Here is a 9454-nt window from a genome sequence, read left to right on the forward strand (position 1 = left end):
TAGTGATGATGGTAGAGTCATAATCACCAATTACCCCAAGGAATACATTTATCCTATAATAATCGGTCTCATACGACATAGTTAATGGATAATAGGCACAATGTCGAAGAGGTACTTTCAATACAGTGCCTTTTATCTGCAGTCGCTAAAGTTTATTTAGGTGACCACTTAATTTGAAACTCAATCTCTTCTTCATCATCACTGCGTTCGTGCTCAACGCTATATTCCGCGCGAACGGGGACATAGACCCTCTCGCCAGCAATCTGTATTTCAAACTTTTCGCCCGACTCTAATGAATCAGCTAAACGCCTAAGTTTGGCGGCGAAGTCGGCATTGCTATAGCCTTTCTCAATGTCCCGTTGTGCTTTTTTGTTCATGTCGATATTCCCTGTGTTTTTACTGCTATGTTTTAATACTTACCGCCACACTAGTCGAGCTTTAACCACAGCTCTTGCTCTTTCAGCTCGCCATTTTCTGTCCGCTTAGTTTGCCACTCTTCACCTGTAATCTGGTAAGTAAAAGCAAACGGCATATCTGCAGCTACTCCAAATGAGTTCAGTTGTGGGTATTCGACATATTCCGTTGCTGTATATGTATAGCGTCCCGTGCCTGCAGCCCAAAACTCACTCTCTGGTTTAGCCTCTGTGCCGATATTTTTCATGGTAGTAAAACTAAAATGATTTTCAGAGATAACTTTAATCGCACTCAGCTTTAGGTCGCCGTATTGCACCCATTTGCCATTACCATCGAGGTACTGACCAGAAGTTAACTTCCAACTACCAATAAAGGGGTTTTCAGCGGCGCTCAAGGGAGATGCAACCAATATCAATAGCGTAATAACAAACATCGACTTAGGTTTGATTCGTTTCATTTCTGTTCCTTGAAATTAACAATCTACTTAATTTGAAAACAGGGTTAAAAGGTTAATCATAAACCTCGTCGATACCTTCAAGCTTAACCCAATCATGACAACGAGTTTGATATACCGTCATTGTAGGCGAGGCTAACTGCGCTTTTGACACTGCATCATCGGCAAAGTTACCTAGTGGAATAGCAACCACCTCTGGCATTACGTCCATGGTAAACCACAGATTCCCACCGCAATGAGGACAAAATTGAAAAGTGATCACCGCGCCTTTACGTTGATAGTGATGGCTGGCGCCACTAAACGTGACTTGACTCAATTGATAGCGAGCCTGAACACCAAAAGCGCTTCCAGTCCGTTTTTGACAGGCATTACAATGACACACAGACACCCGAATGGGCTCACCTATGACCGTTAAAGATAACTGACGACAGTTACAACTCGCTTTGTGCATAACACCATTCCTTGGGTTGCATTACAAATGTGGATTTATTAGTGGCTCATAAAAGTGACCTTATTTGGTCTGTGACCCTGTACGAGGAGTTGCTAGGTTCAAGCCTACACTAACTTAGCGATTTTTTAAGTCGTTGCATACCTTCATCAATACTAACTATTGCGCTATAACCTAGATCGCGTTTCGCGGCGCTGATATTATAATAGTGACTGGTGGAAAGCTGCCTTGCAACAAAACGGGTCATTATAGGTTCTTCCGTTTTACCTAATAGATGGTAAATCGTTTCCAATACTGCGCCAACGCCATAAGCAAGTGAAGTGGGTACCCGCTTACTGACGCTTGGCAGTGATTGGCATGCCAAAATTTTATTCAGCATCTCAGCCATGGTAATCGGCTCATCATTACTCAAATAATAGGCTTTGCCAGCGCACTGCGCTTTTAGTCCTGCTGCATTTGCTCTGCATAACCGCTCTGCCGCTAAGATATGTGCAAAGGCCGCGTTACCGACGTAGATAGTATCGACTAACTTATCTTGCTGACCCACCAGCTTTAAACGCCCTGCTTTAGCACGTTCAAGTACCCGTGGTACCAAATGTGGGTCACCTGGCCCCCAAATAAGGTGTGGCCTTAATGACACCGTCTGCAGCATTTGTCCTGCATCGGTTTTATCACCACTGGCGCTGATCATCATCTTTTCGGCAACCGCTTTAGATTCACCATAATGATTAAGATATTGCTCTGCATACGGCGCTGATTCATCACAGCCATTTTCATCATGGCCTGTAAACGTAACGCTTGGGGTGCTGGTGTATATAAGTTTGCTGATATTGGATTTTTTGCAAGCCTTGATGATAAATCGAGTTCCATCAACATTGGGTGAAAAATAGCTCTGCTTGCTACCCCAAACACCCGCTTTAGAGGCCACATGAAATACAATATCGCAGCCTTGCATCGCCGTTAATACCCCTGCTTCGTCAGCAAGATCGCCCTTTACCATCTTCACGCCCATCGCTGACAGCAAGGGGTGTTCACCACGGGCGAACCCTGTCACCTTAATGCCAATCGCAAGCAAGCGTTCACAAATGGCTTTACCTAAAAAACCACCCGCGCCGGTGACAAATGCGTGCGATGCGTAATTTTTGAGATTAATCAGTGCCGTTTGTTCTTCTAGGGCAAAGACACTCAAAGGGGGGACTAACGGGTTATTGTCAGACACAATCAACTATTCCTTGATCTGTTTCTGGGCCCAAACGGCCAATTTCTCTCTAAATATTTTGGCGTTGTGGCGAATATCGACGGGAAAATCAGGGTGAATGAGAAAACGCTCAATCCCCTGTGTGTGGCTGTGTTGCTCTGCCAACGTTCGTAATTGAGCGTACAATAAGCTCGACTTTGAACAGGCCGCTGCTTGATTAAGCTCAATACAGACTAACGGGGTTAACTTACCCGCAATCACCACACCCACAAGCGCACTGCGCTTAATATCAGGAAGGGTATTAAAAATCCGCTCACTTGGAATAGAGTAGTAACGTTGAACGCGGTTATCCGCGGTTATCGCATCTACGCGATGCGCTTTACGCCCACACATCCACAATAAGCCTTTATCATCAAGATAGCCCAAGTCGCCCATTCGGTGTCGAATGAATCCGCCGTCGTTGATTTTAGCCGCTATGGTCGCGCTTTCTCTTTGGTAATAAGCGCGGCTCACCATAGGGCCTTTAACCACAATTTCGCCAATCTGATACGGGGGGAGCGATAGTGTGTCGTGCCAGTTTTCAATTGGGCTTTCATCAATATCGATAATCGAGATATCAACGCCTGAAATGGCACTTCCAACACAGATCCCCCCCCCATTATCGGTAATAGTGGTGGTATTAAATAGCGATTGGCTGCCAATTTTACTTAAAGGTAGAGACTCTGTCGCGCCATAAGAATTAAGCACTTCAACATCACTATTGAGCATAGCGCTAAAGCGTTTAATCGATGAGATGGTTGCGGGGGCGCCAGCCGATATCACTCGCTTGATACTGGTGAGTTGGTGATTGGTGCGACTTCCCGCTTGACCTAAACGCTCTATCAATGCCGGGTTAACAAACATATTGCTGCATTGATACTTTTCAATAGCAGCAAAGATAAATTCGGGATTGGCTGTAATGGGTTTACTTGCATCCATGTCTGGCACAATCGATGCCATGCCCAACGCGGGCCCAAATAAGGAGAATAGCGGGAAAGTGGCCAAATCGCGCTCACCCGATTTGATGGCGTAATCATGTTTAAGCGCACTAATTTGTGCTTCAAACATTTTATGGGAATAGACCACCCCTTTTGGCGTGCCCGTACTGCCACTGGTAAACAGAATCGCCGCCATAGCGTCATCCGCTAGCCATTGCAGTTTAAAGGCGGTGTTATCACACTCTTTGACTATTTGTTCTAGGTTAACGGCACCCGTTAAGCCATTAACGAGCCTACCACCACCCACTGAGATCAGGTGGTTGACACTGTGCTTGCCCCAGCCAAACAAACGTCTAGCGACATGCGCTTTAGGGATCCCTATAAACACATCTGGTTTGGCCTCAATAAAACACTGTTTGAGGTTTTTAATTCCCATCCCAGGATCGACCAAAATAGGGATAATACCCGCTTTAAACAGCGCAAAGGTCAAACAGAAAAAATCGATACTGGGAGTGACCATCAGCACCGCTTTCATGCCCGGAGTCAGCCCAAACTGGATCAATGCGGCAGCGATGTGATCGCTTTTAGCATTAAGCGTTTGAAAGTCCATCTCTTCATAGCTTAAGCGGTCAAGTGCTTGACCGCGGGAGTGTTGTACAGCAACAGCAAGAGAGTCAGGTATGTGGTTGGCAGCGTCGACAAGATGACGACAAAGATTGGCACCAACGTGCTGACGCTCAAGCGGGCTAATCATTCTATTTACGCCACCGAGTCTTGTACTGCTTCAATGCTATTTTCATCGATGAAGGTGTTGATATGAGCAATGACTTCATCGCTAGCGTCCTCAAGAATATAGTGGCCACAATCAGCAAACTCATGCACTTGTGCATGGGGCATTCTTTGTTTCCATTCATCCAAAAAGTGCTTATCAAACACAAAATCTTGCAGTCCCCAGCAGATCACGGTGGGCACATTGGCAAACTTATCTAAGCTTGCGGCAATGTCTGACACCATCTCATAATTGCGATCGCCCGGCTTTAACGGAATATCCTGCACAAAACGTAAAGTGGAGATACGGTTTGCCCACGAGTTAAACGGGGCAACGTAGGCCTGACGGATATCTTTATGCATCGGCTTACGCTTCACACCCACATAAGACGCTGCCGATGAGAAAGCATTAAAGCCACGCACCAAACATGTCCCTAGAAGGGTATTACGGCAGATTGAAAGCGCCCACGGAAAAGGTTTTGTTTTCGGAAGGTGAAACGCGCCCGTATTGAGAATAACTAAACGCTTAATACGTTCAGGATAGCGAGCAGCGTAACCCATACCAATCATGCCGCCCCAATCGTGGACAACAAGCGTAATATTATCTTTAACGTCTAAATGCTCAAGCAAGGCTTCAAGATCGTCTATACGACTTTTCAGAGTGTAATCGTAACCACTGTCATCAGGCTTATCAGAAAGGCCACAACCAATATGATCAGGCACTATGCATTGATGCTTACCGCTTAGCGCGCTAATAAGATTACGATAATAAAACGACCAGCTCGGGTTACCGTGAACCATCACGACCGGGTCGCCAGAACCTTCATTAACATACTGAAGTTTATTGCCGTTTCTATCTAAATAATTACGTTTAAATGGGTGTAGGGTGTCTAACATGACGCTTCCTATAATTTTATACTGGACTTATGATAAATGCGTAAGGCTTACCAGCGACGAGTGCTGCTGGCCAGTGGTGTTACCACTTAAGCCCCAACATCATGCAATTTAAGCCACTACCAATGCCTAAAAAGCTCACTTGGTCGCCGCTTTTCAAAAAGCCTTGGTCATGTGCCATAGCAGCGGTAACGGGCAATGAAACCGTGCCCATGTTGCCCAGTAATCTATAAGTCGGAAACTCTTTTTCTTCAGGAATGTTAAGTGCTTGCAGAACATTACGACGATTTGACGAACCCACTTGGTGACAAATAACTTTATCAACTTGCTCAACTAACCAGCTGCGCTGATCTAAGAAGTGGCTCCAAGTATGGCGCGCGAGCTCAACACCCTCTTTAAGCAAAGCCACACCATTGGTGCGCATAAATTCGCGGTATAACTGCGGACCCGCTTCTTCGAGTCCCCATTGGCACAAATCGTAATGTTGCGGCGCTGAAAGATGACTTGCACCTAACAACTGATGCTGACGATCACCTTTTAAATTGAGGCTGCCATCTGTAAGCAAAACAGCAACGGCACCAGAGCCACCGGTTAATGTTGCTAGCGACGATGCAAAGTTTTGCATCGTCGGTTCAGCAAGCATTTTGTCGATGGTGATATCCACAATATGTCGAGCAGACTCACAAGAAACCACCAGACCGGCTTTGATTTGGCCTAACTCAATGCGGTTAGCAATATCTAAAATACCTGACAACACGCCTAAGCACGCGTTACTGATATCATAAATTGCCGTATTTTTAGAGACGCCAAGTTCAGCGGCGATACGACATGCTGTTGCGGGTTCATGTTGGTCACGGCAAACGCCAGTGTAAACCACTGCGCCTAAATCGCTGATATCGACGCCAGTTTCATCAATCGCCTTGTGCGCCGCAGCTAATGCTCCGTCAGACAATCTGTGCCCTTTTGGCCACCAACGTCTTTCATGGATCCCAGTCAATGCAGCAAGTTGCCCCATCGGAATACGAAACTTTTTGTATAACGGCGCTAAACGAGATTCAAGCTCCGAAGTTGAAACAACTTCAGGCGCTAATTCGTAGGCCATGCTATTGATAAAAACGCGGGAATATTTCATGAAACTGTATTTAATCGCTCACTAAACTGGCCAATTTACGACCAATGAAGATAATTATTTATTATTAACCAGCCATTTGAGCAAGAAAAAGCAGATGATTCAATAAAAAACCTCATAACTGAGACCTTTAAATCCACTCTATCATCAACTTTGCTCTAAAAATGGCACCACTTTACCGTCAGATTCAATCATCACTGACTCAATTACAACTTAATAAACAATTTGTTACGCACTTATTAAATTATCAAACTGTCATTTTTCTATTTAAATGCACTAATTATCGCATTTCGAGGCGTAATACTGTTTGAACAAAATTCACTCAACTTTACTTGGTAACCGCTCTCTTCTAAAAAGCAAACTCGGTCAAGTAATAGCCATTTTTCGAATACGCTTCTGAAAAGATGGGCCACCAAATCGATGCGACGAGTCAGTCGCTGTCGTTCACGCCCGTTGGCTTGATAATGTGCCCAGTCTATCGAATCAATCAAGGGCACTTTCTTGGTGTCTGCGGCCCAGCGACTGAACGTTTCAAACTCACCATTGAGCTGACTTTGCTTAATAGATGGAATGGGCAAATACTCATCCACTTGACGCATCTCACGTTGCAAAGAATCGAATCCTAAGCGCCATGCCATCTCTTGCAGCCGATATTGATTACCTTTAGCACTGGCTATCATGCTTTGTTGCAAAGGCAGCTGCAGATCTGCTCTAGTCAACAGCAGATCGCTTGCTTTAGCCGTCATTGAGAGTGGCTGGTAATACTGAGCCTGAATAAGATGGTAGCAACACGGCGATATCACCACTTGCCGAGTCCCAGCATTACTGGCGTGCTGTAACAAGGTAACGTGCAGATCACCGCAAGCATGCAGCGCTACAGCCAGCTGTTGCTCCTCAAGCTGGCCTTGCTGCTCCGCAAACGCATCAGCACAGACAAAACGCTGTGGTAACTGCCATTTATCTGCAAACTGCTCACCTGCAGCGCACAGGCTCTGCTGCCACTCTAAACTTACCACGCTGCGCCCTGTCGCTTTTGCGATCAAGCGCCCTAAATGCCCTTTTCCAGCACACCATTCAAGCACAGGCAGTTTAGTATCCGGCAAATGTTCAACAAAAGCCGTGATCTGTTGCCACTTACGCCCTTTTATATGCGCACTAAAATGGGCCATATCATTCGCTTGCAGTAATGCTAATGGCCGAATACTTTCATCATTAAATGACCCAGTGCTTACATCATTTAATGATGGAATTATTTCTGCAGGCTCAGTGGATATAGCCGCTGCAATCTCCGGGAGTAATAAGTTTAAGTCCCAATCGCTTCCAGCGGCCTGTAGATCTTGCTTTAACGACGGTAGTAATCGCTCACTTAGGCTTAACTGACAGGCATCAATAGTATCAAGTTCATCATCTGCAATTTGCCAAACCGATCTCGCTAGCGTCGGAAAAGCATCACCCCAGGGTAATTCACGACATTCAAAACTGCGGTTTTGCCAAAGTGTACGGCTCAAGTTCAGCAAACTGTCGAGCTGTTTGAATTGAGTCGCAAAGGCTGATCTTGGGCTATTATTTTGCTGCATATGAGATAAACATTGATTCGACGTTGATGTTAAAAGACATTAGAACCGCTTTAAACAATAAAAGGAGACTTTTTTAAGTCTCCTTTTAGATAAGTAACGCCAGTTTATCACAGCTCTTTACCGCAAGGGTTATGGCGCTATTGAATCTTGCTTTTTAACTTGCATCCGCCTTCCCAGCCATACGCCAAGCCCCAGCGGAGCAAAAAAGACCACCAGCAAGAACAATACAAAATAGAGTATTAGGCTCTTGAGCGTTTTAGTGACCTCTTCAAAAACCACTTTAACGGTTTGCTCAGATATTTTCTCTAAATCAACTGCCGCTGCAGCGCGCTCTCTCGTCACCATGGCTTCTAATGCAATACGCTCGTTTTTCACCATCAACTCTAGCGCTTGTCGCTCAACTGACAATTGCGCCAGCTTATCGTCTGTTGATGCACTCAATTGCACTAACAGTGGCGTTAACTCTCTGCGCAGATCGACCGCTAGCGCTTGCATCATCTCGGGGCTTTGCGCCATGAGTTGCTGAAACTTGGCTGAGGTATCACTAATACTCATTAAAGTGGCTTGCACTTCATCGGCGTTAATATTGGAATGTAATGCATAAAGCTCTGCTTTCCAGCCCAATATCTTTGGCATTTGCTCGGCAATCATTGCCATTCTGTCAGAAATATCACTCATTACCTCAGGCACGGTACCAAAAGTGGTTACCGCATCAAACTCATTGATTTCATTGTACTCTAACCAATCAGTAAAGGCTGACTGACGCGTAAATGACATATCATTAATCGGGTACAGTGCAACATATTGCTTAACGAAATTCTGGTTCTTTTGGAAACTTGCCGCACCAAATTTTTTAATCGTGCGTTCAAACTGATCTCTCAGATGCTGACTCACGTCGATAGCCGTTTGCTGCTGTTCACCAAACACATTCTTACCGGCGCCGGATTCAAAGAATTGCACCATTTGTTCGGTAAACACCCAGGTATCAACCATGGCTGCAGTAGGAGATGCTTGAAATATGGTATGTTGCAGATTCTGCTCGGCGTTAATTTTCCACATCAGTGTATTCGACTTAATGGGAACACTGTCGCTGTTGCGCTCTATTAGATCGGCGGCACTTTCCACCTGACTATAAAATACCGTACTAAAATCTCGGCTAAAAACGCGCATATTTAACTGATCTTTAGGTAACGGCTCAATGCCACTTTCTAACTTGATCTCTAACAGGGAACACCCGGCAACCAACACAGCCGTAACAATGACAAAGCAAAAGCGAAACACCGCTTTCATAAAGCCTCCATTAAAATACAACATATTGAATACTATCAACTAATAAATTATTTAGTTAAATTCTAACATCCGTTCTCTGCTAGACCTACAACTAACACACATTAGGGTTTTAGATCGCTTACATAAACTAATGGTTACGATAAGAACCTAGAGCTCACGTTAAGTAAATCACTCGCGAACAGATAACCTCGTCACTTAATTCTAGCTACTTTATACTCGTTGTATTAATAATTTAATCATATTGTCGGCGTTCTGTAGGCCTTCAAAACACCGAGGCGAATCTAAGCCCTCGGCACACATTATGG

Annotated in this window: 9 protein-coding genes; all 9 read right to left on the bottom strand. The window is 44.9% G+C overall.

From position 1 onward, the window contains the following. Positions 1-152 precede the first annotated feature (152 nt). Positions 153-377 carry an amphi-Trp domain-containing protein gene (locus CXF82_RS09685; RefSeq protein WP_101093271.1) on the bottom strand — a complete coding sequence of 75 codons (225 nt, stop codon included), beginning with the start codon at positions 375-377 and terminating at the stop codon, positions 153-155. A gap of 50 nt (positions 378-427) precedes the next feature. After that, positions 428-871: a hypothetical protein gene (locus CXF82_RS09690; protein ID WP_101093273.1), complete on the bottom strand. Its 444-nt coding sequence runs from the start codon at positions 869-871 to the stop codon at positions 428-430. A gap of 52 nt (positions 872-923) precedes the next feature. Then, positions 924-1319: a GFA family protein gene (locus CXF82_RS09695; protein ID WP_102044097.1), complete on the bottom strand. Its 396-nt coding sequence runs from the start codon at positions 1317-1319 to the stop codon at positions 924-926. A gap of 109 nt (positions 1320-1428) precedes the next feature. After that, entirely contained in the window at positions 1429-2535 is a 1107-nt protein-coding gene (oleD, locus tag CXF82_RS09700; protein ID WP_102044099.1) for a 2-alkyl-3-oxoalkanoate reductase, read from the bottom strand. 6 nt (positions 2536-2541) lie between these two features. Next, a complete protein-coding gene (oleC, locus tag CXF82_RS09705; RefSeq protein ID WP_102044098.1) occupies positions 2542-4245 on the bottom strand; it encodes an olefin beta-lactone synthetase in 1704 nt (567 codons plus the stop codon). A gap of 5 nt (positions 4246-4250) precedes the next feature. Continuing rightward, complete coding sequence (locus CXF82_RS09710; protein ID WP_102038941.1) at positions 4251-5156, bottom strand: alpha/beta fold hydrolase; 906 nt, start codon at positions 5154-5156, stop codon at positions 4251-4253. 79 nt (positions 5157-5235) lie between these two features. After that, positions 5236-6285 carry a 3-oxoacyl-ACP synthase III gene (locus CXF82_RS09715; RefSeq protein WP_101093280.1) on the bottom strand — a complete coding sequence of 350 codons (1050 nt, stop codon included), beginning with the start codon at positions 6283-6285 and terminating at the stop codon, positions 5236-5238. Positions 6286-6545: 260 nt separating this feature from the next. Continuing rightward, entirely contained in the window at positions 6546-7859 is a 1314-nt protein-coding gene (locus tag CXF82_RS09720; protein WP_102038942.1) for a methyltransferase, read from the bottom strand. A 129-nt stretch (positions 7860-7988) separates the two neighbouring features. Beyond that, positions 7989-9149, bottom strand: a complete 1161-nt coding sequence (locus tag CXF82_RS09725) for a chemotaxis protein (RefSeq protein WP_102038943.1) — start codon at positions 9147-9149, stop codon at positions 7989-7991. Between the last annotated feature and the right edge of the window lie 305 nt (positions 9150-9454).

Source organism: Shewanella sp. GutDb-MelDb, from assembly GCF_002836075.1.
GTDB lineage: Bacteria > Pseudomonadota > Gammaproteobacteria > Enterobacterales > Shewanellaceae > Shewanella.